This is a genomic window from Streptomyces sp. NPDC090088, assembly GCF_044747345.1.
GTDB lineage: Bacteria > Actinomycetota > Actinomycetes > Streptomycetales > Streptomycetaceae > Streptomyces.
On sequence record NZ_JBIVDZ010000002.1, the window covers coordinates 801,150 to 825,655 of the forward strand.

Below are 24,506 nucleotides of genomic sequence, written 5' to 3' on the forward strand. Positions count from 1 at the left end.
GCAACAGCACCCGACAGGTCTTTCACAGTCCGCACCCACGCGTCTCACGGCCGGGAGGTGGACGGTCACCGGCCATGACGTTATCCACCGGTACCCCACGGATCCTGGTCGTGGACGACGAGGAAGACCTGACCGACCTGCTGGCCACGGTGCTGCGCGCCGAGGGCTGGCAGACCGACCGGGCGCTGGACGGCACGGCGGCGGTGCGGGCGGCCCGCGGTTTCCGGCCCGACGCGGTGGTCCTGGACCGCGGGCTGCCCGACCTGGAGGGCCTGGAGGTGCTGCGGCGCCTGCGGGCCTACCGGCCGGACCTGCCCGTGCTGTTCCTGACCGCCCGGGAGAGCGTCGAGGACCGGGTCGCGGGCCTGCGCGCGGGCGCCGACGACTACGTGCCCAAGCCGTTCGACCTGGACGAGGTGGTGCTGCGGCTGCGCGCCCTGCTGCGCCGCTGCGACGCGGGACGGCCGGGCGCCTCGCTGCTCGTCGTCGGCGACCTGACCCTCGACGAGGAGACCCGGCAGGTGCACCGGGCCGGCACCCCGGTCCGGCTCACCGGCCGGGAGTTCGAGCTGCTGCGCTACCTCATGCGCCACACCGGCCGCGTCCTCGGCCGCGAGGAACTCCTCGACAACGTCTGGGCCACCGACGAGGACCGGCACCTGAGCATCGTCGAGAGCTACGTCAGCTACCTGCGCCGCAAGATCGAGCGCGACCTGCCCGTCCTCATCCACACCGTGCGCGGCGTCGGCTACCTGATGAAGCCCGCCGAAGCGCGGCGGTGAGCGCGATGCGGACGACACCCGCGCCGAGCGCCCCGAGACCCGGCCGCCGCCGGTCGCGCAGCCTGCGCTTCCGGATGATCCTCTCCAGCAGCCTGCTGCTGGCCGCGCTCTCCGTGGTGATCATCACCATCACCGGACTGGCCATGCGCACCTACCTGATGACCGGCCTGGACCAGCGCCTGGACGCCCTCGCCGAGCACTCGGCGGCCGCCCGCGGTCAGATCGGCGCCCCGACCAGCGGCCTGCCCTACCTCAGGGCGTTCGGGGTCCCGGCCGGCACCATCGGGGTCTCCGTCAGCGGCCGCCGGGGCGCCGTCCGGCACGCGGCGGTCGTCGACGACGCCGGGCAGCTGACCGCCCCGACCGCCGCGCAGCGCCGCATCCTCGCCACCGTCGAGGCGGACGGCCACCACCGCACCCTGGACCTGCCGGGGCGCGGCGGCTACCGGGCCAAGGCCGTGCGTGCCGACTCCCGGGACACCGAGATCACCATCGTCACCGCCGTACCGGTGCGCCCGGTGAACCAGATGCTCGGCCGGCTGCTGGCCGTCGAGTCCGCGGTCGCGGCCGCCGCCCTCGCCGTCGCCGCGCTGATCGCGGCCACCGTGATCGGCCGTCAGCTACGGCCCCTGCAGCGCGTCGCCGCCACCGCCACCCGGATCTCCCGCGAGCCGCTCGGACACGGCGAGGTCCGCTCCCTGGAGCGCGTCCCGGAGGCCGACTGCGCCACCGAGACCGGCCGGCTCGCCGAGGCCGTCAACCGGCTGCTCGGCCATGTCGAGAACGCCCTCGCCGACCGCTACGCCACCGAACTGCGCATGCGCGACTTCCTCGCCGACGCCGGCCACGAACTGCGCACCCCGCTCGCCTCCGTCGCCGGCCACCTCCAACTGGTGCGCCGCGCCCCGAGGACGGCGGCCCCGCAGGCCGACTACGCGCTGGGCCGCATGGAGTCCGGCATCGGCCGGATGCGCACCCTCGTCGAGGACCTGCTGCTCCTCGCCCGGCTGGACACCGGCCGCCCGCTGGCCCGTGAGGAGGTCGGCCTCGGCCCGCTGCTCGCCGAGGCCGTCGCCGACGCCCGCGCGGCCGGACCCGACCACCGCTGGGAGTTCCTGATGCCCGGCGAGCTGGTCCTCGTCGAGGGCGACCCGGACCGCCTCCACCAGGTCGTCGCCAACCTCCTCGCCAACGCCCGCACCCACACCCCGCCCGGCACCAGGGTCACCGTCACCGTCCGCACCGACGCCGGCCAGGCGGTGGTCCGCGTCGCCGACGACGGCCCCGGCATCCCGCCCGACCTCCTGCCCCGCGTCTTCGAACGCTTCGCCCGCGGCGACGCCTCCCGCTCCCGCGCCACCGGCAGCAGCGGCCTCGGCCTCGCCATCGTCACCGCCGTCTCCACCGCCCACGGCGGCCGCGCGGAGGTCACCAGCGAACCCGGCCGCACGGTCTTCACGGTCCGGCTGCCGCTGTGCCCTTCCTACGCCGTTGAGGTGAACCCGCTCCGGAAACCCGTTGGACGTGAACTCCCTTCTGCATGAGGCTGGTTGGCTGGCCGAATCGCCGAAGACACAAGGAAACGACGTATGAGCAGAGTCTGGCTGATCACCGGCGCGAGCAGCGGCTTCGGCCGGGCGCTCACCGAGGCCGCGCTCGCCGACGGCGACACCGTCGTCGGCGCGGCACGGCACCCCGAGGCACTGGCGGACCTGGCCGCCGCCCACCCCGGCCGGGTGGACCCGGTACGCCTGGACGTCACGGACACGGCGTCGATCGAGCCCGCCGTACAGGACGTGATCGCCCGGCACGGCCGCATCGACGTCCTGGTCAACAATGCGGGCCGCACCCATGTCGGGGCCTTCGAGGAGACCACCGATGCTGAACTGCGCGCCCTGTTCGACGTGCACGTGTTCGGCCCGGCCGCGCTCGTCCGGGCCGTCCTGCCGCACCTGCGCAGCCAGCGCTCGGGCGCGATCGTGCAGATGAGCAGCATGGGCGGCCAGATGTCCTTCGCCGGCTTCTCCGCCTACAGCGGCACGAAGTTCGCACTCGAAGGACTGTCCGAGGGGCTCGCCGACGAGGTGCGGGAGTTCGGGATCAAGGTGCTGATCGTCGAGCCGGGCGCCTTCCGCACCTCCCTCTTCGACACCACCCGGGCCGGCGCCAGCGACGACAGCGGGGTCTACACCAAGGTCGCCGAGACCCGCACCGGCGTCTCGGGCGGCCACGGCAGCCAGCCCGGCGACCCGGACAAGGCCGCCGCCCTGATCCTGGCCGCCCTGGCCGCCGAGGAGACCCCGCTCCACCTCCCCCTGGGCGACGACGCGGTGACCGCCGTACTGACCCAACTGGATGTCGTACGACGGGACATCGCCGCGTGGGAGAAGCGGACCCGGGCGACGGACTTCGACCAGGGCGGGGGCTTCGCCAAGCGCTGACACCTGGCGAGGCCGGAGACACAGTCGTATTCACCGAGGTCGTCGACGGGACGGCACACGAGTCTCGCCCTGCGGCGGCTTGACCGGTCGGATCGCTGATCGAGATGAGCCGGCTACCACGCAGGGGTGGGGGTGCCGTCAGGATCGAGTCCGTAGGGCCAGCGCCTGAAGAACTGGCGTTGCTGGGAGGCACAGTTGGCTGCCAGCACATAGAGGTGTTCGGCACCATCCTGGTCGTGGAAGCGATCTCGGAGCTTGCCGAGCAGGGTGAGAGCTGTGTCGTCACCAGCGCGTAGGGCCCTGTCGTACAGGCTGCGTGCCGCCGCTTCGTCATGGGGGTCGCTGGTCAGGACGAGGGCACCGAGGGCGCCGGCTTCGGCGGCGCGCCGAATGAGCGCGGCGGCGCCTTCCTGGTCACCGAGACGGCGGTACATCTCCGCGAGGTGGATCAGGTTATCGGCCTCCCCGGCGTCGATTACCTCCTGATAGCAGGCCTCGGCCGCCTCGTGCTCCCCGGACTCCTTGTGGATCCTCGCGAGGAAGATCAGGTCGCTGGTGACGCCGGCGTTGATCGCCTGCCGGTACAGCGGGATGGCGGCCGAAAGGTTGCCCGCGTTCGCATGAAGCCGGGCCCGCGATGCCAGGCCGCCGACGATGCCCTGCTCAAAGGCGCGCTGGTAGAGACGCTCGGCCTCCTTCAGGTCATCGGCTCGCTCGTACATTCCCCCGAGGCAGGCATATCCGGCCGCGTCGCCGGCGGTGATGGCCTGCCGGTAGAGGACTTCGGCGCCTGCTGGGTCATGGGCGTTCTCCCGCAGCGAGCCGAGCCGCAGGAGCGCGCTGGTGTCACCGGCCACGACGGCCTCGTGGTACAGCCGTTCGGCCACGTGCGTGTCGGCGGACCCGTCTGCCAGATGGCTGAGGGCCGGGGTGGAACCCGCTTCGGCGGCCCGCCAGTACAGGCGGTGCGCCCACTGCAGGCGATGACGCAACCGGGCGGCGAAGCCGAGTCGGAAGAGATCGTCTCCTTGGTCGAAGTGTGCCAGGGCGGCCTCCCAGAACGCGGCGGGCGGGCACACCGCGCGGCGGGTGCGTCGTCCGTGCTGCTGTAGATAGTCGGCAAGCCCCACCACGCCCGGCAGCGCTCCCATGCCGGTCGGCCCGGGCATGTCCGGCAGGGACACGGCGACCCGCTTGATCAGGGTGCGGCTGTGGTCGAAGGCGTCGGTGAACCAGTCGTTGTCGGCTTGGGCCCGTTCGGCGTCCGTGAGGTAGCCGGGCGCCGCCGCTTGGAGGAAGTGCAGTGGCAGCGGGCTTTCGACGCCCAGACGGCGGGCGTCCATGGCGGCCGCCACCAAGGCTCGGCCATGGCGGCCATGCCTGCCCGAGGGCTGCTCGAAGTGCCGTACGAGATCAGGCCCGGCGGCCAGGTTCTGCGTCACTGTGCTGCCGAGTTCCACGACTGTGGACAACGAGCGGTCGCGCACGCTCAGGTGCCGCACGCTGTGGAAGTCGTCGGCGAACGTGTCGGGAACATCGATCGATCTGGCCTGCGCGAGCAGCCTTCGTACCAGGTGGTGGGGGTCCAAGGAGTTCGTGGCCGGCGCGGCGGTCAGCGCCTGGTGGTGGACCGGCCACAGGGTGGCGATGACGATGAGGGGGCCTTCGGCGTCGAGTCTGCGCAACAGGGCGGCGGCGATGTCCTCTCCGAGGGGGCCGGCCAGGTGGATCTGGGCCTCGTCCAGCCACAGCACGGTGCCGGGTGCCGGTGCGCCGGTGTCAAGGAGTGTGGCAAGTCCGGAGGAGTCGGCGGGAAAGACCAGCTCGAAGGTGTCGGGGACGACAGCACGTACCGCCTCAAGCGCGGTGCGTGTCTTGCCCGTACAGGATTCACCCACCACTTTCACCAGCAAGGGGGCCGCGTCGGCGTCGACCGCGGCACGCAGATGCTCCCGCAGGCGCGCATCGTGAGTCCGCGGCACATAGTGCGGCAAGGCGGTGTTCGACTGTTGTGCCGGAGATGGCAGGGTGCACGCCCAGCCTCTGTGCGCTCCAATTCCTCACTGGACGGGACCGGTCCGCCTGCCGTGACTGCTGCCCTGCCGTCGGCCGCACATGGTGCTGCCTCAGCGCCGCCTCCCGCCAGACCTGCCATTGTTCGGGATTCAGAAGCCCTTGGTGGGAGATCCCCAACTCTTCGGGCGCCCGCCCCTCCCGTGTCAGGCGCCTGCGAACGGCCTGGATGAGTACCCGTACGAGATGAGTCAATTCGGGTTCCTCGGGCACGTGCTTGCCGTTGACCCAGTCGCTGATCCGCCTGTCGTTGATGTCGACACCAGGACGTCGCCGCTGGTTGGCTTCCTTGGCAGCCTCCGGCTGGGTCATTTTCGCGAGTCTGATCAGCTCTCGCAGGCGCGATCCCAGAAGTTCCCTCGCGCTCGATCCGTTCGCTACGACATTTTCCGACACGCCGAGCCCCCCCTGCTGCCCGGGCCTCCACCGGATCCGGACCGGAATCCGAAGCTAGCTCTTCCAACTGGAACGATGCGGTGCTTCCAGCAAGAGTCACTCGTTGCATCCCGCCGTCCTGTGGACCACTGATGCTCCGCACAGAGAGTGCGCACCACACTCCAACGCATCGGAGCTCCCATGACACTCCAAGCCTTCGTCGGCGCACTGGGCGGCATCGTCGTGCTGTGCGCGGCGGCCTCCCGTGTGCCCGCGGCCGTGGCCGACCTGCTGCGTGCCTGCATCCCGGCCCTGCACGCCGCGCGGCAACTGAAGGAAGCCTGGCATAGCGTCGATGCGGTCGGGACTCGCCAGTTCCTGCTGCCGCACCCCACGCGGCATGACGCGGACGAGGACATCGACCCGGACGACGCCGGGGCCGAGCCGTCCGCGCGCACCACGAAACCCTCGTGACATCCTGCGCCGCCCAAGACGCCCTCTAGCCCACCGGCGTCGGATCCGTCACCCAGCCCGCCGCGAGGACCAGCCGTGCCTCCCGGTGCACGGCGAGAAAGCCGAACGGACGGTCCACGGTGAGCCGCACGACCGTGGACTCGTGCGTGTACCGCGGCGGCCCGCCGCCCGGCGCCGCGACCACGGCCGTCACCGCGGCGGCCCGGAAGCCCAGTGGCCCGAACTCCGCGACGGCGGACTGCCCGGCCGCCCCGATGGCGAGGGGCGCGGGGCTGATGCCGGGGAAGTGGCCCTCGCGGGCGTCCGCGGCGGTGGACAGGCCGAACAGGGCGTGGAGCTGGAGCAGATCGTGGTCGGCGCGGACGGTGAAGCCCGGGGTCGTCACATCGAGTCGGACCGGATCGGGGGTGACGGACGGCTGCCGCTCCACGACCACGCCCGGTCCGGCGGGCCCGTACGGGAGATGGCCGCCGGTCGTGACCGGGAGGGCGCGTTCCAGGACGGCGATGCCCGTGTGCAGCACCTGTCCGGGCGCCATCCCCTCCGCGCCGAGCAGGAGATGGACGTCGATGCCGTTGTCGCCCGGCACCTTCACCGTGGTGACGTGCCCGTCCGGCCCGGCGGCCACCCCGATCCGGTCCGGACGGACGCTGCTGCGGTGCAGACCGGCCAGCGTACGGCCCTGCCAGGGCCCGGAGCCGGGCCGCAGCACCGTCTCCCGGAACGGGTGTCGCCAGTCCGTGCGCAGCGCCAGCGCGGTCGCCAGCACCATCCGCGCGCCCTCGGCCGGCTTGACCGGCATCCGCTCGACCAGCCCGCCGGTGCGCTTCGCAGCCCAGCCGTCCAGCGCCTCCTGGGAGGCCGCCGCATCGGGGCCGAGCACCCCGTGCGCGTCGGCGGGCAGCCCCGCCGCCCACGGCTCGCGCACCTCCAGGGCCCGGTCGGTCCACAGCCCGAGGGCCGACGCGACGCCCGACATCGCGTCGAGCCCGGCGAGTAACTCCCGTGCACCGGCGACCGCTTGGTCCGCCTGCATCCCCACGGCCCGGGTCAGTTCGTCCCGGGCGGGTCCGCCGGCGCCGTCGGCGAGAAAGGCCAGCAGCGGCCAGACACCGGCGGCCGAGAAGACCGTGCCCTGTCTGGTCTGCCGCGCCCAGCGCGCGGAGAGCGCGTTGACGGCGCTGACGGTGTCGTTCATTCGTCGTCCTCCCAGGAGTGCTCGGGGAAGGGCGGAGAGCCGAAGGGACGGCCGAAGGCCAGGGCGCCCGGCGGGGCGGCCGCCTTCCCCACCCTCATTCCGCCCCCGTTCACGGCGCGCTTACGATGCGCGCAGTCGTACGTCAGTCCAGCCGTCCGTTTCCGCGCGGCCCGACGCCCCCTCAGGAGCAAGGTACCGGTGTCCATACCTCCGCCCCCCGGCCCCCACCAGCCACAAGGGCCGTATCAGCCGCCTCAGTCGGGCCTGCCGCAGTACCCGCAGTACCCACAGGCGCCGTACGGGCAGCAGCCGCCCCCCTACGGGCAGCAGCCGCCGTACCCGGGGCCGTACCAGGGCTGGGGGCAGGGGTACAGCCCCTACGCGGTCCCGGCGCCCGTCAACGGACTCGCCATCGCCTCCCTGGTGCTCGGGCTGCTGTGCTGCCTGCCCGGAGTGGGGCTGGTCCTCGGGCTGGTCGCGCTCGGCCAGATCCGCCGGCGGGGCGAGCGGGGCAGGGCGATGGCGGTCACCGGGTCGGTGTTCTCCGGGCTCGGGCTGGCCCTGTGGGTGCTGGTGCTGGCCACCGGCGGCGCGGCCGACTTCTGGGAGGGCGTCAAGGAGGGCGCGAGCGACAGCTCCAGCCTCTCCCTGTCCACCGGCGAGTGCTTCGACACCCCCGACGGCACCCTCACCGGCGACCTTGTCTCCGATGTCACCGTCGTGGACTGCGCGAAGGCGCACGACGGCGAGGTCTTCGCCACCTACCGCCTCAAGGGCTCGTCCTACCCGGGCGACGACAAGGTCGGCGACTCCGCCAGTGACCGCTGCTACGGCCTGGAGGACGGGTACGCGATGGACGGCTGGGCGATCCCCGGCGACGTCGACGTGTACTACTTCACGCCCAGCGAGGACAGTTGGGAGTTCGGCGACCGGGAGGTCGCCTGCGTCTTCGGCAACACCACCGAGGGCAGGACCCTGTCCGGCTCGCTGCGCAACGACGAGAGCGTGCTCGACGCCGACCAGGTCGCCTACCTCGACGCCGCGCACGTCCTCAACACGGCGCTCGACACCGTCCCCGACGCGGAGTACGTCGAGGACGACCTGCCCGGCTACCGCGACTGGGCGGACCGGGTGACCACGGCGCTCGACAGGCAGACCGCGATGCTGCGCGCCCACACCTGGGACCAGGCCGCCGAGCGCCCGGTGGACGACCTGGTCGCGGACCTCGGCAAGGCCCGCGCGGAATGGGCGAAGGCCGCGAAGTCCACGGACGTGGACACCTATTACGGCCACTACGACAAGGGCTCGGCGCTGCTCGACCCGAAGCGGTCGGTCACCGCGCGCAAGGCTCTGGGCCTCGCCACGACCCCGCCCAAGTACAACGGCGGAGGCGACGGCTCCGGCAGCGGAGGAAGTGGCTCCGGCATGGAGGTGTGAGCGCGGCTATAACGGGGAGAAAGTGCCTGCGTAAAGCCTTCCCCGGCCGCATGTCATCACATCGAGTGATTCTCTGGCCTTTGCTTGCACGGCACAACCCACGGTTGCCAGGCTGTAGCTGTCTGTACAACCTGATGGGAGCGGCCAGTGACTTTCGGTGAGCAGCCGGCGTATCTGCGTGTCGCGGGTGATCTCCGTAAGAAGATCGTCGACGGTTCGCTGCCGCCTCACACCCGGCTCCCCTCCCAGGCCCGCATCCGCGAGGAGTACGGCGTCTCCGACACCGTCGCCCTGGAGGCCCGCAAGGTGCTGATGGCGGAGGGGCTGGTCGAGGGCCGCTCCGGCTCCGGGACCTATGTGCGCGAGCGGCCGGTGCCCCGGCGGGTGGCCCGCTCCGGGTTCCGGCCGGCCGGCGGCGCCACCCCGTTCCGCCAGGAGCAGTCCGACGCCGCCGCGCGGGGCACCTGGGAGTCGAGCAGCGAGCAGGCCGAGGCCGGCGCCGCGATCGCCGACCGGCTCGGCCTGCACCTCGGCGACCGTGTGATGCGCACCCGGTACCTGTTCCGGGACGGGGGCGAACCCATGATGCTCTCCACCTCCTGGGAGCCCCTCGCCGTCACCGGCCGCACCCCCGTGATGCTGCCCGAGGAGGGCCCGCTCGGCGGGATGGGCGTGGTGGAGCGGATGCGCGCCATCGACGTCATCGTGGACAACGTCACCGAGGAGGTCGGCGCCCGCCCCGGCCTCGCCGAGGAGCTGCTCACCCTGGGCGGCGTCCCCGGCCATGTCGTCCTGGTGATCCAGCGGACGTACTACGCCTCCGGCCGCCCGGTGGAGACCGCCGACGTCGTCATTCCGGCCGACCGCTACCGCGCGTCGTACCACCTGCCCGTGAAGTAGCGCACACCCTTGCGATAGTTGACACCTTCACCACCGACGTAGGGACCCGTGCCCCGCCGTCGCGATCCGGCCGTTCTCCCAGGTGGCCCCGGCTCTTCCCGGCATGCCCGCGACCCGAAGAGGGAGGCGTGCGAGCGGCGCATTCGTCATCGTGCGCCCCCACCGTTCTGGCTGGTTGCGTACCTCTTTGTGAAAAGGCGTATTCGCTGCGTAAAGGTTAGGCGTACGCTCGGGCATATGCGGAGTGCGGTTTCCTTAGCGGGGCGGGGATGGGCGGGAGCCGGGAGAATCGGAGGGGCGCGATGACGGAAGGCACGGTCTCTCTCCCCTGGCTTGTCATACGGCAGGACGACAACGGCAATCGCTACCGGGTCGGCCGGTACGCGACCCGGGCCGAGGCGCAGAAGATCGCCGACAGTCTCGACGACCGCGGACACAAGCAGCTCTACTGGGTCGAGCGCATCGGCCACACCAACGGCAACGGGGACGGCGCCGGCCGTAACTGACCCTCCCGTAGGCTCCGGCCCATGAGCGAACGGATCGTGGTGGTCGGAGCCGCCCTGCTCGACGCCGGCCGCCTCCTCGCGGCCCGCCGCAGCGCGCCCCCGGACCTGGCCGGCCGCTGGGAGCTGCCCGGCGGCAAGGTGGAGCCCGGCGAGACCCCCGAACACGCCCTGGTACGCGAACTCCGCGAGGAGTTGGGCGTGGAGGCGGAGACGCTGGCGCGGGTGGAGGGGGAGTGGCCCCTGCGGGACCCCTACGTCCTCCATGTCTGGACGGTCGCCCTCCACCCCGACTCCGCCGCCCCCGAGCCCCTCCAGGACCACGACGAACTCCGCTGGCTGACACCGGACGAACTCTGGACCGTCGACTGGCTGGACCAGGACGTCCCGGCGGTACAGAAGATCGCCGCCGGCTGGAGCGCCGCTTAGGGGCGCGGGGCTGTGTTGAATGTGCGGCTACCGCCGCGTGGGCGCGACCAGCCCCCACGATCCGCACTCGCCCGACAACCGCACCCGCCGAGTTCCTGGGCGTACAAGCCCCCCTCCTACGCCGTTCGCACCACAGTGCGCCCTTCGGTGCGGTACTCCATCCCGGATATCGGGTATGTGCCCATTAACCCCATGAAACCGGACATGGGTGGGCACGCTGCACGGGAAGTGATCGGTGTGATCGACACCGAAGGTGACACCGCCGAGTGGACCTTTCCCGCGGAACCGGGCGCCGTGCGCACCGCCCGTACCGCGGTCCGAGACCAACTGCGCGGCTGGGGCCTCGACACCCTCGCCGACATAACCGCCCTGCTCGTCAGCGAGCTGGTCACCAACGCGCTGCGGCACGCCACCGGCCCCATCGGCGTCCGCCTCGTCCGCCCCGCCGACCTCGCCGACACCCTGCGCGTCGAGGTGTCCGACCCGCTGCCCGACCCGCCGCGCGAACGCGCCGCCAGTCCCGACGACGAGAGCGGCCGCGGCCTGCAGTTGGTCGCCGGCTCCTCGCGCAGCTGGGGCACCCGGCCCGGCGACACCGGAAAGACGGTCTGGTTCGAGCTGGCCGTACCCGGGTGAACGGGGTGAACGGGGTGTACACGCCGCACCCCGCCGTCCACTCGCGGGAGTGGCCGGGGAACGGGTGCCGGAGTGCGTGATTCGACGGCGTGTTCCCTGGTTAGAAGACTGGGAGTGTTGTCACGGTCCGGTCCGGAAATCGTCGGGACCGTGCTGTGATCGTGAACACCGTGTCAGGCGGCACCGTAGTGCTGGATACTGCGGGCAGCCGCATCCGGTGACCGGTGCCGGGCGCGGTGAGCTGGAGGGGACGGTTCGCGTGAGCGAGATACCAGCTAAGGCCACGGAGTCCGAGGACCCGTCGGACGGCGTGAGGGCGGGGACCGAGGAGGTCGTCGCGGCCCCTGGCGACGCCATGTGGCAGAGCAGTCCGCCCGGCTCGATCTACGACTACATCAAGGTCGCCTCGTTCTCCATCGGCGCCGGCGGCCTGGTCGACCAGTGGAGCCTCCGTGCCGAGCAGGTCTTCGGCATCCCCGCCGCGCGCGCCGTCGGCATGGACCCCATCGAGGCGTTCGTCGACCCCGACCTGCGCGCGCAGGGCCAGCGGAAGATGGCCGAGATCCTGGACGGCCGGGAGTGGACCGGCGTGGTGCCGTTCCGGATGCCCGACGGCCCGGACGGCGAGCGCGGCGAGGAGGGCCTCGCCGAGGTCTACGTCATGCCGACCCGCACCGCCGAGGGCGAGCACGCCGCCGTCTGCATCGTGGTCGACGTCCGTACCCTGCGCAGCATCGAGACCGACCTCGCGGCCTCGCAGTCGATATTCGGTCAATCTCCTTTCGGCTTCCTGCTGATCGACCCCGACCTGCGGATCCGCCGCGCCAACGTGCGGTTCTCCTCCATCTTCGGCGGCACCCCCGACGACCACCGCGGCAAGGGCGTCCACGACTACCTGCCGCGCTCCGAGGCCGAGCGGGTCGCCGCCACCCTGCGCCGGGTCCTGGAGACCGGCAACTCCATCACGGACATGCACGTCACGGGCTTCGTGCCGGGCTCCGAGGAACGCCGGCACTGGTCCATCAACCTCTACCGGGTGCACAGCGGCACCGGCCGCCCGATCGGCATCGCCTGGCTCGGCCTGGACATCACCGCCCGCCGGGCCGCCGCCCGCGAGGCCGCCGCCGCCCGGCGGAATCTCGCCCTCCTCAACGAGGCCGGTGCCCGCATCGGCAACTCCCTCGACCTGGAGACCACCGCCCGCGAACTCCTCGACGTGGTCGTGCCCGGCTTCTGCGACCTCGCGACGGTCGACCTCTACCAGGGTCTGCTGGCCGGCGACGAGACCCCGCCGGGGCTCGCCGACGGCAGCGCCGAACTGCGCCGGGTGGCCTTCGCCAGCGCGGTCTCCGACGAGCCCTTCGTGGGCGGCGGCGCCCCGGTCGCCGTCGGCGCCGTCCACCACTACCCCTTCAACTCCCCGTGCGCGGACGCCCTGCGCACCGCCCGCCCGCAGCACGTGCCGGCGGAGGAGGGCGGGCTCGTCCAGTCCACCCTCGCCGTCCCGATGGTCGCCCACGACACGATCGTCGGCCTCGCCCAGTTCGCCCGTACCAAGGGCAGCGAGCCGTTCGGCGACCGCGACCGGGACCTGGCCGTGGAGCTGGCGGCCCGCGCCGCCGTCTGCATCGACAACGCGCGCCTGTACCGCCGTGAGCACGAACGCGCGTTGATACTGCAGCGGTCCCTGCTCCCGCCCGGCGACCCCGAGGCCTCGGGCCTGGACATCGCCTGCCGCTACCTGCCCGGCAACGCGGCGACCGAGGTCGGCGGCGACTGGTTCGACGTCATCGAACTCCCCGGCCACCGCACGGCGCTGGTCGTCGGCGACGTGATGGGCCGCGGCCTGCGCGCGGCCGTCGCCATGGGCGAACTCCGTACGGCGGTCCGCACCCTGGCGCTGCTGGACCTGGAACCGGCGGAGGTCCTCTCCGCGCTGGACGAGATCGCCCGCGGCCTCGGCACCCCCGGCGGGGTCCAGCAGGCCACCCGCACGGCCCGCCAGCCCCGCGACGCCGACCTCTCCGAGGTCTACCTCGCGACCTGCGTGTACGCCGTCTACGACTCCGTCACCAGGCGCTGTACGTTCGCCAACGCCGGCCATCTGCCCCCCGTACTGGTCGAACCGGGCGAGGACGCCCTGATGCTCGACGTGCCCCCCGGCATGCCGCTCGGCGTCGGCGGCGAGCCCTTCGAGGAGGTCGAGGTCGAACTCCCCGAGGGTGCCCTCCTCGCGCTCTACACCGACGGCCTGGTCGAATCCCGCGACCACCCCCTCGACGAGGGCCTCCAGGCGTTCGTCGGCGCCCTCACCGACCCCTCCCGACCGCTGGAGGACGTCTGCGACCACGTCCTCAACACCCTCGACACGCACCACGGCGAGGACGACATCGCGTTGCTGATGGCACGTGTCCAGGGGCTGCCGGCCGAGTCGGTCGGCGACTGGACGCTGCCGCGCGAGCCGCGCAGCGTGGGCCGCGCCCGTGAGTACGCGCGCGGCCAGCTCCTCACCTGGGACCTGGAGCCGCTGGTCGACACCGCCGAGCTCCTGGTCAGCGAACTGGTCACCAACGCCCTGCGGTACGGCGAGGGCGAGATAAGGCTCCGCCTCCTCCTCGACCGCACCCTGGTCTGCGAGGTCTGGGACTCCGGCCTCGTCCAGCCCAGGCGTCGCAGGGCGCGGGACACCGATGAGGGCGGCCGGGGGCTGCAGCTGGTCGGGTTGCTGAGCGCGGCGTGGGGCTCGCGCCGGACGCCGCGCGGCAAGACGGTCTGGTTCGAACTGCCCCTGCCGGACGGCGAGACGGGCCTGACGGACCCTGCGGAGGCGCTGCTCAGTCTGTTCTGAGGAGTTAGTGGGGCAGTGGGGCAGCTGCGGGCCGGTGGGGGCTGGTCGCGCAGTTCCCCGCGCCCCTAAAAGCAAAAGAAGGGCGCTGCGGCAAGCGCCCCTTCAGGGGCGCGGGGAACTGCGCGACCAGCCCGAACTCAACCGCACCCGCCCTGAGACATCGGCTCCCCACCCCCTGTCGCGCTACCCCAGCCTCCCCCGCGTATCCGGCCCCCCGAACGCCACCACCGGCCCCCCGTCGGCCTCCTCCCCCAACTGCACACCCCCGAGCACCGCCCCCGCCACCCCGCTCCCCTGAGCGGCGGCGCCCTCCCCGGCGAACGGGTTCCCGTGCACCCGCACATCCCGCTCCGCCAGCTCCCGCGCCTTCCGGGCCAGCCGGTCCGCGTCCGCCGCCCCCGCGCCCCGCGCAGCGGCCAGCAGGGCGCGTGCCTCCGTGCCCACCGCCGCCCGGTGCGTGCCCACGAAGTCGTCGGCGGAGCCGGTCGTACTCCGCGCCACCAGCTCCGCGCCCGCCGCGATCACCCCGGACCGCCCGCCCCCGGTCCCCTCCACCGCCCGCACGACCCGGCGCAGGGCGTCCAGCGGGTCGTACGGCCCGCCCGTCAGCTCGTCCCGTACGGCGGCCAGCACCCCGTCCGCGTGGGTCAGCCGCGGCGGGAAGCCCGTCGCCCGCACGGCCGCCAGTTCCGCCTCCGCGCCGGTGAGGGCGGCCGGCAACAGCCCGGCCGCCGTGCGGAGTTCCTCCGTGAGCCGTGCCACCCCGCCCAGCAGCACCCCGGCCTGCGCCACGGCACCCTCCGCGGCGCGCAGCCCCCGCCGGAATCCGTCACCGTCGCCCGAATCGTCGTCCTGGCGGGCCCGGTTGAGCCGGGAGGTCGCGAACACCAGCCGGTCCTTGGCCTGTTCGACGTATCCGACGACGGAGGCGACCGCGGACGCCCCGTACCGCCGCTCCGCCTCCGCGAGTGCCCGCTCCACCCCGCCCGTCCGCCCCGCCAGCTCCCGGAACCGGCCCTCGGCCACCGCCAGCGCGTCCCCCGCGCCCCACTCGGCGTCGAACCCCTCCGCCTCCCCGTCCAGTCGCCGCCCCGCCTCCGCGCACCGCCCGACCACCCCCACCAGCGCCTGCCGCCGGCCGGCGGGATCCTCCGGGGTCCCCTCCTCGTACCGCCGCCATATCGCGAACGCGGCCGACAGCTCGGTCTCGGCCGCCCGCAGGGCCCGCAGGACCGGCTCGGCCGCGGTCACGTACCCGAGCGCCTCCCGGCTGGTGCGGACGCAGTCGTCGGCGAGGACCAGGGACGCGCGGGCCTGCCGTTCGACGTCGACGGGGGACGGCGCCGGCGGTGCGGGGGAGACGAGCCCCGGTGTGGTCCGCGAGCGGGACCGGCGTATCCGCCGTACGTAGCCGTAGCCGCCGAGCGCCCCGGCCGCCGCCACGGCGACGAGGGGCAGCACGTAGTCGGTGGCGGAGGCCCCGTCCGCCTCGGCCGTGGCGACCGTCCCGCCGCGGGCCGCGGGAACCGGATCTTGAGCGGTGTTCGTCATCACCGGCAACACCAGCCAGACCACCCCGGCCGCCCCGCCCAGCACCGCGTGCCCCACCCGCACACCTATGTGCCCGGTGGCATGCCTCGGCCGACCCCGGAACAAGGATGACGTCACATTTCGGAGCGTATGGGCAGCAAGTCCGGTTCGCGACCCGGGCGAGGGCAGGCGGGGGACGACCAGAGCAGGGGGACCGAGCATGGAACGGAGCACGGAGAAGGAGAACAGCCCCGCACCCACCACCGAAGAGACGAAGCCGGACGAGCCGAATTGGCCGGAGAAGCCGGAGGGGCCGGAAACCCCGGAGGGGCCGGAAAAGCTGGACGGGCCGGACGGGCCGGACGGGCCGGAGGGGACGGACGGGCGGGAGGAGCCGGAGGAGTCGGAGGGGTCAGGGGAGCCGGGCAGGCCGACGAAACCCTGGGTCCGGCGGGTTCGGCGTGTCGCCCTCGTCGCCGTGCTGCTCCTCCTCGTCCCCCTGCTCACCGCCGAAACCGCCCTCCGCGTCAACTTCACCGGCGATCCGAAGGCCGGCACCCGCACCCGGGACAAGGACGCCCTCTGGCTCGGTCACGCCTGGGTCGACGGCCGTAGGACCGACGCCGACGTCACCGCCCTCGCCGCCCGCCTTGCGGACACCGGCATTCGCGACCTCTACGTCCATGCCGGACCACTGGAACACAACGGCACGCTGCCCAAATCGGCCTATCCCAAGGCGCGTTGGCTGATAACAGCCGTGCATCGAAAACTCCCCGGCGTCCGGGTGCAGGCCTGGCTCGGGGACGAGATCGCGCCCGAGAAGCCGGACGCCATGCATCTGGAGCGGAGCGCGACCCGGGCCGCCGTCGTCGCCTCCGCCCGGCAGGTGGTCGCCGCCGGGTTCGACGGGGTGCACTTCGACCTGGAGCCCCTGCACTCCGGCGACCGGAACTACCTCGCCCTGCTGGACGCCCTGCGCCCCGCGACCCCGCTGCTGTCCGTGGCCGCCCACCAGATCGACCCGCTCCCGGCCTTTCACTCCTTCTGGGGTACCGTCACCGGCCACCCCAAGTGGTGGTCGCAGGAGTATTTCGGGCAAGTCGCCCGCCGGGTGGACCAGATCGCGGTGATGTCGTACGACACGATGCAGCCGCTGGAGAGCCTGTACGGCGGGTACGTCGCCCAGCAGACCGGCCTGGCGATCGAGGTCACCCCGGCCGGGACCGACCTGCTGATGGGGCTGCCCTTCTTCCACGAGAACCGGTTCGGGCACTGGGCGCACGCGGAGACCGTGCCGGCGGCCGTGCGCGGGGTTCGGCTGGGACTGTCACGGACGGACGCGGATCGCGCTAACTTCGGCGTCGCGCTGTACGTCGACTTCGCCGCCACCGAGGATGACTGGACCTCTTATCGGAAGGACTGGGTTCGTACGCCATGACAACCGCTCGTGCCCACCTCACCCGTGACGACCTCGCGCCGCTCGCCCGCGAGGCCCTCGGCCGTGCCCCCGCCGCCGTCACCCGGCTGCGCGGCGGCTCCAAGAAAGGCGTCTACCGGCTCGCCCTGGACAACGGAAGGAGCGCGATCGCGTACGTCTGGTCGCCGGAGGAGGACTACTGGGGCCCCGCCGACGCCGACATCCGCGACCCCTTCGCGCACGCCTCCGGGCTCGGGCTCTTCCTGTCCGCCCACGACCTGCTGACCGAGCTCGGCGTACGCACCCCGCGGCTGCTCTTCGCCGACGAGGACGCCGAGCACCTGCCCGCGTACGCGGCGGTCGTCGAGGACGTCCGGGGCGGCAGCCTGGAGTTGCTGCTGCGCAGCGACCCCGGCGCGGCCCGGGTGCCGCTGGCCCGGCTCGCGGGCACGCTCGGCGTGCTCCGGGAGTGCGTCTCGGCCGGGTACGGCAAGGCCGCCCTGGTCGAGGAGGGCAGCAAGCCGATCGGCAACTCCTGCGAGCAGGTCGTCGCGGACCGCGCGGTCCACGACATCGCGGAGGTGGCCGCACGCGACCCCCGGGTGCGCGCGGTCCGCGACGCGCTGGCCGAGCGGGTGCACCAGCTCTACGACCGGATCGAGCCGCGCGAGCACGCCTCCCTCGTGCACGGCGAACTCGGCCCGGACCACGTCCTGGTGACCGAGGACGGCGATCCCGCGCTCATCGACATCGAGGGCCTGATGTACTTCGACGCCGAATGGGAGCACGTCTTCCTCCAGCTCCGCTTCGGGCCCGCCTACGACCTGCTGCGCACCGCCGACCTCGACGAGGACCGGATGGAGCTGTACCGGCTCGCGATGCACCTGAACCTCGTCGCCGGGCCGCTGCGGCTGCTCGACGGCGACTTCCCGGAGCGCGAGACGATGCGGGAGATCGCCGAGTCCAACCTCCGGCGGGTGCTCAGCCTCCTGCCGGGCGCCTCCTGATCTTCGAGCCGAGCCACACCAGCGGGTCGTACTTGCGGTCCACGGCCCGCTCCTTCAGGGGGATCAGCGCGTTGTCGGTGATGTGGATGCCCTCAGGGCACACCTCCGTGCAGCACTTGGTGATGTTGCAGTAGCCGAGGCCGTGTTCGTCCTGGGCCGTGCGCTTGCGGTCCAGGCCGGAGGCGTCCGCCGCGTCCAGCGGGTGCATGTCCAGCTCGGCGACCCGCATGAGGAAACGCGGCCCGGCGAAGGCCGTCTTGTTCTCCTCGTGGTCGCGCACGACGTGACAGGTGTCCTGGCACAGGAAGCACTCGATGCACTTGCGGAACTCCTGCGAGCGGTCCACGTCCTCCTGGAACATCCGGTACTCGCCGGGGGCGACCCCGGCGGGCGGCACGAACGCCGGGACCTCCCTGGCCTTCTGGTAGTTGAAGCCGACGTCCGTGACCAGGTCGCGGATGACCGGGAAGGCGCGCAGCGGGGTGACCGTGATGGTCTCGTCCGGCTCGAAGACGGACATCCGGGTCATGCACATCAGGCGCGGGCGGCCGTTGATCTCCGCCGAGCACGAACCGCACTTGCCCGCCTTGCAGTTCCAGCGGACGGCCAGGTCGGCGGCCTGGGTGGCCTGGATGCGGTGGATGATGTCGAGGACCACCTCGCCGTCGTTCACCTCGACCTTGAAGTCCTCCAGGCCGCCGCCCTCGACGTCGCCCCGCCACACCCGGAAGTGGGCCGTGTAGCCGCTCATTCGTACAGCTCCTCTTCGGCGAGGTACTTGACCAGCTCCTCCTTCTCGAAGAGGGCGAGCAGGTCGGCTCGGATGGGGTCGGTGTTCTCACGGGTGAGGTCGATCTGGCCGCGCTCCGGGTCGGTGGCGGCGAGCCCGCCGGTGGGGTCCGCGAGCCGGCAGAGCAGGTTGACGGGGCGCCAGCGGCGGTCCATCGCCGGGTGGTCCTCGCGGGTGTGCCCGCCGCGCGACTCGGTGCGCTCAAGGGCCGCACGCGCCACGCACTCACTCACCAGCAGCATGTTCCTGAGGTCCAGGGCGAGGTGCCAGCCGGGGTTGAACTGGCGGTGCCCCTCCACCCCGGCCCGGCGCGCCCGTACCCGCAGCTCGGCGAGCTTCTCCAGGGCCTGCTCCATCTCGCCCTCCCGGCGGATGATGCCGACCAGGTCGTTCATGGACTGCTGGAGCGCCTGGTGGAGGGTGTACGGGTTCTCCGGCGGGCCGGAGTCCGGTTCCTGGCCCTCGGCGGAGAAGGGCCGCAGCGCCTCGGCGGCTGCCGCGTCGATCTGCTCGTCGTCCACGGCCGGCCGCTCGTCGAGGTCCGCCGCGTGATCGGCCGCGTGCCAGCCCGCCCGGCGCCCGAACACCAGCAGGTCGGAGAGCGAGTTGCCGCCGAGCCGGTTGGAGCCGTGCATCCCGCCGGCCACCTCACCGGCCGCGAACAGCCCCGGTACGCCGCGGGCGGCGGCGGTGTCGGAGTCCACCGCGACCCCGCCCATCACGTAGTGGCAGGTCGGCCCGACCTCCATCGCCTCCGCCGTGATGTCGACGTCCGCCAGCTCCTTGAACTGGTGGTACATGGACGGCAGGCGGCGCCGGATCACCTCGGCCGGCATCCGTGTCGACACGTCCAGGAAGACCCCGCCGTGCGGGGAGCCGCGGCCCGCCTTCACCTCGGAGTTGATCGCGCGGGCGACCTCGTCGCGGGGGAGCAGTTCCGGGGGACGCCGGTTGTGGTCCGGGTCCTCGTACCAGCGGTCGCCCTCCTCCTCGGACTCGGCGTACTTCTCCTTGAAGACGTCCGGGACGTAGTCGAACATGAACCGCTTGCCCTCGGAGTTGCGCAGCACCCCGCCGTCGCCGCGCACCGACTCGGTGACCAGGATCCCCTTCACCGACGGCGGCCAGACCATGCCGGTCGGGTGGAACTGCACGAACTCCATGTTGAGCAGCGGCGCCCCGGCCAGCAGGGCGAGCGCGTGCCCGTCCCCGGTGTACTCCCAGGAGTTCGACGTCACCTTGAAGGACTTGCCGATGCCCCCGGTCGCGATCACCACGGAGGGCGCTTCGAGGACGAAGAAACGGCCGGTCTCCCGCTCGTACGCGAAGACCCCGGAGACCCGTGTGCCGTCCTTCAGGATCCGGGTGACCGTGCACTCCTGGAAGACCTTCAGCCGCGACTCGTAGTCACCGGTCTCGCGATGGTCCTCCTGCTGGAGGGAGACGATCTTCTGCTGGAGGGTGCGGATCAGTTCGAGCCCCGTGCGGTCGCCGACATGGGCGAGGCGCGGGTACTCGTGGCCGCCGAAGTTGCGCTGGGAGATCTTCCCGTCCTTCGTGCGGTCGAAGAGGGCGCCCCAGGTCTCCAGCTCCCAGACCCGGTCCGGGGCCTCCTTGGCGTGCAGCTCGGCCATCCGCCACTGGTTGAGGAACTTGCCGCCGCGCAGGGTGTCGCGGAAGTGGACCTGCCAGTTGTCGTGCTCGTTGACGTTGGCCATGGCCGCCGCGATGCCGCCCTCGGCCATCACCGTGTGCGCCTTGCCGAACAGCGACTTGCAGATCACCGCCGTACGCGCGCCCCGCTCGCGCGCCTCGATCGCGGCGCGCAGTCCGGCCCCGCCGGCGCCGACGACCACGACGTCCCACTGCTGCCGCTCCACCGCTGCCATCAGAAGCCCCAGTCCCTAAAAGAATCGCGGATCGTCGAAGACACCGGACGCGAGCAGATAGACGTAGAAGTCGGCGAGCGCCACGCTCACCAACGACGCCCAGGCGAGCTGCATGTGCCGGTTGTTGAGCCGACCGACGAACTGCCACGCCTTGTAGCGCACGGGGTGTTTGGAGAAGTGCTTGAGCTTGCCGCCGACGATGTGCCGGCAGGAGTGGCAGGACAGGGTGTACGCCCAGATCAGCACGATGTTGACCAGGAAGACCAGGGTGCCGAGGCCCATGTGGCCCCAGTGCTCGTCGGTGTCCCGGAAGGACAGCACCGTGTCGTAGGTCAGCACGCAGGCGACCAGCAGTGCGAAGTAGAAGAAGTACCGGTGGACGTTCTGCAGGATCAGCGGGAAGCGGGTCTCACCGGTGTACTTCGCGTGCGGCTCGGCCACCGCGCAGGCCGGCGGGGACGCCCAGAAGCTGCGGTAGTACGCCTTGCGGTAGTAGTAGCAGGTCAGGCGGAAGCCCAGCGGGAAGATCAGGATGATGATCGCCGGGGAGATCGCCCACCAGCTGCCGAAGAGGTCGGCGTTCGGGCCGGACGGCATGGTCTTGCAGTTCTCGGCCAGACACGGCGAGTAGAACGGCGAGACGTACGGCGCCGAGTAGTAGTGCGCGTTCGAGAAGGCCCGCCACGTCGAGTAGACGACGAACGCGAACAGACCGGCCGCGGTGACGGCGGGTGCCAGCCACCAGCGGTCGGTCCGCAGGTGCGGGGCGGAGATCGCGGCGCGGGTACGGGCACGTACGCCGCCGCTGTTCGGATGTGGTTCCGTACCAGTGGCCAACGGATGACTCCGGTCGGGTCGGGGATCGGGGGCCTGCGGGCGGCGCTCCTACGGCGCGTGCCGGTCGCGGGCGCCGAGACCCTCGTCGTCCGTGTCCGTCCACAGGTTGATGTCGTACGGATCGTCGGAGATGGTGACGAGCTCGGGGCGCTTGCCGGGGACGCCGGAATTGGCCGTCTCCCGCAGCAGTGCCACGCTCTCGCGCAGGTGATCGGCGTCGGCGCGGACGCGGCGCATCTCCAGTCCGCCGCTCCCGAGCTGCTGCTCCAGGCGGCCGACGGACCGGTTCAGGTCCTCAAGGCAGCGCTGGACTGACGTCAGGTCGTCGTGCACGGACATGACGTGACCTCACTTCCGGACCCCGTGGTCCTGGGTGGCAACGTTCATGCGCCTGCGAGTGTTGCGCGTCACACCTGCTGATGTGAAGCCATGTGCAGCGATTGGCGGATTGCGCGCCTCCGACGCACGCCCGCACGCGCTCTGTTTGCGCCGGGATTGCGCCGCACGGGTGGGGTTTGGCAGCCCCCGCCGCCGTGTCGTCCCCGGCCGACGGACCCCGTCCATTTCAGTGGGGTCCGTACTTCTGCGTACATGTGATCAACTCCAAAATACCCCCAAATGTGAACAAACCGCACCCGTGTCACGGGGCCTTCCGGAGGTAGCAGAGATGTCTCATCACGGCGTCGGGTCGCGCCCCGTAGGGGCGCGGGACCGTATCGAATGTGCGGCTACCGCCGCGCGGGCGCGACCAGCCACAACGGCGCCGCAGACGAAAACCGGCCCCTCCCGGCACCGCCAGCGCAGCGCCCTCGCGTTTCTCGCGGCCGGCGCCCTCGCCGTGCCCCTCCTCGCCGGCTGCAGCTCCGACGACGAGCAGAGCAAGCCGCTGGCCGTCCAGGACATCGCCGCGGTCGGCCGTGACGTGGTCGCCGAGGGCGGCACCCTGAAGATGGCCGTGGACGCCGTACCGGAGACCCTGAACACCTTCCAGGCCGACGCCGACGCGGGCACCACCCGTATCGCCCAGGCCGTCCTGCCGTCGATGTTCACCATCGACGCCGAGGGCCGCCCGGTCCGTGACCCGGACTACCTGGAGTCCGCGAAGGTCATCGAGACCGAGCCGCGCCAGGTCGTCCTGTACAAGCTGAACCAGCAGGCCGTCTGGAGCGACGGCCGGGAGATCGGCGCCGCCGACTTCGCCGCCCAGTGGCGCGCCCTGTCCGGCAAGGACTCCGCCTACTGGACCGCCCGCAACGCCGGCTACGACCGCATCGGCAAGATCGAGCGCGGCGCCAACGACCTGGAGGTCCGGGTCACCTTCGACCGGCCCTACGCGGACTGGAAGTCGCTGTTCTCCCCGCTGTACCCGAAGGAGGTCATGGGCACCCCGGACGCCTTCAACGACGGCGCCCGCCGGAAGCTCGCGGTCACCGCCGGCCCCTTCCAGGTCGCGAGGATCGACACCGCCAAGAAGGACGTGGCCCTCACCCGCAACCCGCGCTGGTGGGGCCGCCCGGCCAAGCTCGACGAGATCGACCTGCACGCCGTCCCCCGCGAGAAGCGGGCGTCCGCGCTCGCCGACGGCACGGTCGACGTGGCCGACATCGACGCCTCCGAGGCCGAGCGGATCATCATCGCCGGCCGCGAGAAGGGCACCTCGATGCCCCTGCAGGGCGCCGGGAAGACCTCCGCCAAGAAGCTGAGGTCCTGGGCGCTCACCCTCGGCATGGACGAGGAGAAGCTGCCCGACGGGCCGAAGAAGCTCGGCAGGACCATCGCCAAGTGGCTGGAGACGCAGCACGAGCTCCGCGACTTCGACGTCCGCAAGTCGCTGGAGCCCGCCTACACCCAGCTCGCCCTCAACGGCTCCGCGGGCCCCCTCGCCGACGAGCGGGTCCGGCGGGCCGTCGCCCGCGCCCTCGACCGCACCGCCCTCGCCAAGCTGGTGCTCACCCCGCTGGGGCTGCCCGCCGTCCCGGTCGGCAGCCATGTCGCCCTCTCCGGGCAGCCCGCCTACGCTGACAGCAGCGGGGCGCTCGGCGGCCTCGACACCCACGAGGCGCAGGCGCTGCTCGCCGACGCCGGGTGGGTGGCCGGCGGGCCGATCAAGGCCGCGGGCAAGGCGGCCGGCGCGGAGACCGAGAAGAAGGGCGCCAAGGGCGACCAGTCCGACGGCGGGCACGACGGGCAGTTCATCGTCGGCGAGGACGACCAGGACCCCGACGGCAAGGACACCCGCGACCACCAGAAGGACCACGCCCACGGGCAGCCCGGGGCGTACGCGCCGAAGGGCACGGCCGCGCCCAAGGGCGTGCAGGCCGCGTCCGCGCCGCTGGCCAAGGACGGCAAGGCGCTGAGCCTCCGGTTCGTGGTGCCCTCCGGGCCGGGGTCGGAGACGCTGCAGTCGGTCGCCGGGCGGATCCGGCAGATGCTGGCGGCGGTCGGGATCCAGGCCGAGATCACCAAGGTCTCCGACGACAGCTACTTCAAGGACCACATCGCCTCCGGCCAGTACGACCTCGCGCTGTACTCGTGGCCGTCGTCCGCGTTCCCGGCGACGGACGCGCGGCCGATCTACGCGAAGCCGGTGCCGGCGGCCGACGGGTCGCTGAACGTCGAGCAGAACTACACGCGGGTCGGCACCGACCAGGTGGACCAGCTCTTCGACCAGGCGCTGGGGACGCTGGACGAGGACGAGGCGGACGGGCTGCTGCGGAAGGCGGACTCGCGGATCTGGGCCTCGGCGGGGTCGCTGCCGCTGTACCAGCGGCCGCAGATCGTGGGCGCCCGGAAGGGGCTGGTGAACGTGGGGGCCTTCGGGTTCCAGACGCCGGTCTACCAGGACATGGGTTACCTGAAGAAGGGCGCGAAGGTGTCGGCGAGCCCGAGCAAGGGGTAGGTCCGAGCAAGGGGTGGGGGAAGCGGATTCGGTGTCGGGTG

20 protein-coding genes are annotated in these 24,506 nt (G+C 72.1%); 13 read left to right on the top strand and 7 right to left on the bottom strand.

Annotated elements, in window-relative coordinates:
* Positions 1-74 precede the first annotated feature (74 nt).
* From ACIPSJ_RS12360 to ACIPSJ_RS12370, 3 genes are read left to right on the top strand one after another with little or no spacing between them, the layout of a single operon-like run.
* Entirely contained in the window at positions 75-782 is a 708-nt protein-coding gene (locus ACIPSJ_RS12360) for a response regulator transcription factor (RefSeq protein ID WP_401345401.1), read from the top strand.
* A gap of 5 nt (positions 783-787) precedes the next feature.
* Positions 788-2,326 (top strand): sensor histidine kinase, encoded by a 1,539-nt coding sequence (locus ACIPSJ_RS12365; protein ID WP_401345403.1) that lies wholly within the window; start codon positions 788-790, stop codon positions 2,324-2,326.
* Positions 2,327-2,371: 45 nt separating this feature from the next.
* Complete coding sequence (locus ACIPSJ_RS12370) at positions 2,372-3,223, top strand: oxidoreductase (protein ID WP_401345404.1); 852 nt, start codon at positions 2,372-2,374, stop codon at positions 3,221-3,223.
* Positions 3,224-3,336: 113 nt separating this feature from the next.
* On the opposite strand, the gene ACIPSJ_RS12375 is transcribed toward ACIPSJ_RS12370, so the two are convergent.
* On the bottom strand, positions 3,337-5,217 hold the full coding sequence (locus ACIPSJ_RS12375; RefSeq protein ID WP_401345405.1) for a tetratricopeptide repeat protein: 1,881 nt from the start codon (positions 5,215-5,217) through the stop codon (positions 3,337-3,339).
* 655 nt (positions 5,218-5,872) lie between these two features.
* Here ACIPSJ_RS12375 and ACIPSJ_RS12380 point away from each other — a divergent pair.
* Complete coding sequence (locus ACIPSJ_RS12380) at positions 5,873-6,145, top strand: hypothetical protein (RefSeq protein WP_401345407.1); 273 nt, start codon at positions 5,873-5,875, stop codon at positions 6,143-6,145.
* A 25-nt stretch (positions 6,146-6,170) separates the two neighbouring features.
* Here ACIPSJ_RS12380 and ACIPSJ_RS12385 read toward each other — a convergent pair whose 3' ends face one another.
* The gene (locus ACIPSJ_RS12385; protein ID WP_359222852.1) at positions 6,171-7,343 is read right to left on the bottom strand and encodes a serpin family protein; all 1,173 of its coding nucleotides are present in this window, start codon (positions 7,341-7,343) and stop codon (positions 6,171-6,173) included.
* A 198-nt stretch (positions 7,344-7,541) separates the two neighbouring features.
* Here ACIPSJ_RS12385 and ACIPSJ_RS12390 point away from each other — a divergent pair, with 198 nt between their 5' ends.
* From ACIPSJ_RS12390 to ACIPSJ_RS12415, 6 genes are all read left to right on the top strand, one after another.
* A complete protein-coding gene (locus ACIPSJ_RS12390) occupies positions 7,542-8,780 on the top strand; it encodes a DUF4190 domain-containing protein (protein WP_401345410.1) in 1,239 nt (412 codons plus the stop codon).
* Positions 8,781-8,927: 147 nt separating this feature from the next.
* Complete coding sequence (locus ACIPSJ_RS12395; protein WP_359222848.1) at positions 8,928-9,680, top strand: GntR family transcriptional regulator; 753 nt, start codon at positions 8,928-8,930, stop codon at positions 9,678-9,680.
* 302 nt (positions 9,681-9,982) lie between these two features.
* Entirely contained in the window at positions 9,983-10,186 is a 204-nt protein-coding gene (locus tag ACIPSJ_RS12400; protein ID WP_359222846.1) for an SPOR domain-containing protein, read from the top strand.
* Between the two features lie 21 nt (positions 10,187-10,207).
* A complete protein-coding gene (locus ACIPSJ_RS12405) occupies positions 10,208-10,612 on the top strand; it encodes a (deoxy)nucleoside triphosphate pyrophosphohydrolase (protein ID WP_401345411.1) in 405 nt (134 codons plus the stop codon).
* 192 nt (positions 10,613-10,804) lie between these two features.
* Positions 10,805-11,248, top strand: coding sequence for an ATP-binding protein (locus ACIPSJ_RS12410; protein WP_355723211.1), 444 nt, complete (start codon positions 10,805-10,807; stop codon positions 11,246-11,248).
* Positions 11,249-11,507: 259 nt separating this feature from the next.
* Complete coding sequence (locus ACIPSJ_RS12415; protein WP_359222842.1) at positions 11,508-14,096, top strand: SpoIIE family protein phosphatase; 2,589 nt, start codon at positions 11,508-11,510, stop codon at positions 14,094-14,096.
* Positions 14,097-14,279: 183 nt separating this feature from the next.
* On the opposite strand, the gene ACIPSJ_RS12420 is transcribed toward ACIPSJ_RS12415, so the two are convergent.
* Positions 14,280-15,764 carry a hypothetical protein gene (locus tag ACIPSJ_RS12420; protein WP_401345413.1) on the bottom strand — a complete coding sequence of 495 codons (1,485 nt, stop codon included), beginning with the start codon at positions 15,762-15,764 and terminating at the stop codon, positions 14,280-14,282.
* 82 nt (positions 15,765-15,846) lie between these two features.
* On the opposite strand from ACIPSJ_RS12420, the gene ACIPSJ_RS12425 reads away from it, so the two are divergent.
* On the top strand, positions 15,847-17,064 hold the full coding sequence (locus tag ACIPSJ_RS12425) for a hypothetical protein (RefSeq protein WP_401345414.1): 1,218 nt from the start codon (positions 15,847-15,849) through the stop codon (positions 17,062-17,064).
* The gene (locus tag ACIPSJ_RS12430) at positions 17,061-18,050 is read left to right on the top strand and encodes a phosphotransferase (protein WP_359222836.1); all 990 of its coding nucleotides are present in this window, start codon (positions 17,061-17,063) and stop codon (positions 18,048-18,050) included. Before ACIPSJ_RS12425 ends, ACIPSJ_RS12430 begins: the two co-directional genes overlap by 4 nt.
* Here ACIPSJ_RS12430 and ACIPSJ_RS12435 read toward each other — a convergent pair.
* From ACIPSJ_RS12435 to ACIPSJ_RS12450, 4 genes are read right to left on the bottom strand one after another with little or no spacing between them, the layout of a single operon-like run.
* Complete coding sequence (locus ACIPSJ_RS12435; protein ID WP_401345417.1) at positions 18,025-18,801, bottom strand: succinate dehydrogenase/fumarate reductase iron-sulfur subunit; 777 nt, start codon at positions 18,799-18,801, stop codon at positions 18,025-18,027. The two genes, ACIPSJ_RS12430 and ACIPSJ_RS12435, sit on opposite strands and share 26 nt — an antisense overlap.
* A complete protein-coding gene (locus ACIPSJ_RS12440) occupies positions 18,798-20,729 on the bottom strand; it encodes a fumarate reductase/succinate dehydrogenase flavoprotein subunit (RefSeq protein ID WP_401345419.1) in 1,932 nt (643 codons plus the stop codon). The genes ACIPSJ_RS12435 and ACIPSJ_RS12440 overlap by 4 nt, the downstream gene beginning before the upstream one ends.
* A gap of 15 nt (positions 20,730-20,744) precedes the next feature.
* Positions 20,745-21,566, bottom strand: a complete 822-nt coding sequence (locus tag ACIPSJ_RS12445) for a hypothetical protein (RefSeq protein WP_359222830.1) — start codon at positions 21,564-21,566, stop codon at positions 20,745-20,747.
* 48 nt (positions 21,567-21,614) lie between these two features.
* Positions 21,615-21,905 (bottom strand): hypothetical protein, encoded by a 291-nt coding sequence (locus ACIPSJ_RS12450; RefSeq protein WP_355724664.1) that lies wholly within the window; start codon positions 21,903-21,905, stop codon positions 21,615-21,617.
* 328 nt (positions 21,906-22,233) lie between these two features.
* Between ACIPSJ_RS12450 and ACIPSJ_RS12455 the strand changes: the two genes are divergently transcribed.
* Positions 22,234-24,465, top strand: a complete 2,232-nt coding sequence (locus ACIPSJ_RS12455; protein ID WP_401345421.1) for an ABC transporter family substrate-binding protein — start codon at positions 22,234-22,236, stop codon at positions 24,463-24,465.
* Positions 24,466-24,506 lie beyond the last annotated feature (41 nt).